General features: G+C 65.9%; 1 protein-coding gene. It reads right to left on the bottom strand.

Features of this window, described 5'->3' with window-relative positions; all coding sequences use genetic code 11:
• Nucleotides 1-27: 27 nt before the first annotated feature.
• A protein-coding gene (locus tag ACWD6R_RS40580; RefSeq protein WP_451823345.1) for an IS3 family transposase occupies nt 28-1,280 on the bottom strand; the annotation gives its coding sequence in 2 pieces (ribosomal slippage) (nt 28-998 and nt 998-1,280; 1,254 coding nt in all).
• Nucleotides 1,281-1,327 lie beyond the last annotated feature (47 nt).

The following is a 1,327-nucleotide window of genomic DNA, read 5'->3' as shown; positions in this document are numbered from 1 at the left end:
TGAACCGCCCCGGGTTCGGTAGAGATCTCAGATGGTGGTTGTGACCTGGGGTTTCGTGGATTCCATGTAGTGGTTGGTCTCGTACTCGACGGGCGGGACGTGGCCTATCTCACCGTGGAGTCGGCGGTGGCAGTACCAGTCGATCCACTCGGCGGTGGCGAGCTCGACCTGGGAGAGCGTCTTCCAGGGCCGGCCGGGTTTGATTAGCTCGGTTTTGAACAGGCCGATCGTCGATTCCATCAGGGCGTTGTCGTAGGCGTCGCCGACCGAGCCGATCGATGCCGCGATCCCTGCTCGGTCCAGATGCTCGGCCAGCGCGAACGATGTGTACTGCGACCCCGCGTCCGAGTGATGTATCAACTCGCCATGTGCGTGCGGGAATCCGTCCCGGTCGCGCTGCCACAGCGCCATCTCCAGGGCGTCCAGGACGAGCCTGGTCTCCTTGGATGTGGAGGCGGACCAGCCGACGATGCGACGGGAGAAGGTGTCCACGACGAAGGCGACGTAGACGACCCCGTTCCAGGTGGCGACGTGCGTGAAGTCGGCGACCCAGCAGCGGTTGGGGGCACTGGCGACGAAGTCGCGGTCGAGGAGGTCCGGGGCCCGCCCGGCGGCTGGATCGGTGATCGTCGTGATCACCTTCCTGCCGCGGACGGCGCCGGTGATGCCGATCTCGCGCATGAGGCGCTCGACGGTGCAGCGGGCCACAGCGTGTTCCTGCCGGTTCAGCTCGCGCCAGATCTTCCGGGCCCCGTAGACGCGGTAGTTGGATGTGTAGACCTCCTGGATCCGCTCCTTGAGTTCCTCATCACGCAGGGAACGGGCGGAGGGGGAGGCGAGGCGTTTCTTGTGGGCGTAGTACGTGGAAGGGGCGATCTTGCAGTCGTGCCCGGTGAGGGTCCTGCAGATCGGCTCGACGCCGCCGAAGCGGTCCCGGTGCTCGTCGATGAACGCTACGAGCGTGTGTGTGGCCGGTCGAGCTCGGCCGCGAAGAAACTCGCCGCGGCCTTCAGGATCTCGTTCGCCCGCTTCAGCTCGGCGTTCTCCTTCTTCAACGCCTTCAGCTGGGCGGACTCCTCCGTCGTCGCCCCCGGTCGCGTCCCCGCGTCGATCTCGTGCTGCTTCACCCAGTTCCGCAGCGTCTCGCGGGACCCGATGCCGAGCTTCTCGGTCACCGCCTGCAAAGCGGCCGTCTCGTTCGGGTGGTCGTCGCGCACTTCGGCGACCATGCGCACCGCACGGCGGCGGAGCTCAAGGGGGTAACGGGAAGGTCTTGCCATGACTCGATCCTTTCATGAAATCGAGCCTCTACTCGAACCGGGGCGGT

The organism is Streptomyces sp. NPDC005151 (assembly GCF_053599875.1).
This window is presented reverse-complemented; position numbering and strand designations above follow the sequence as displayed.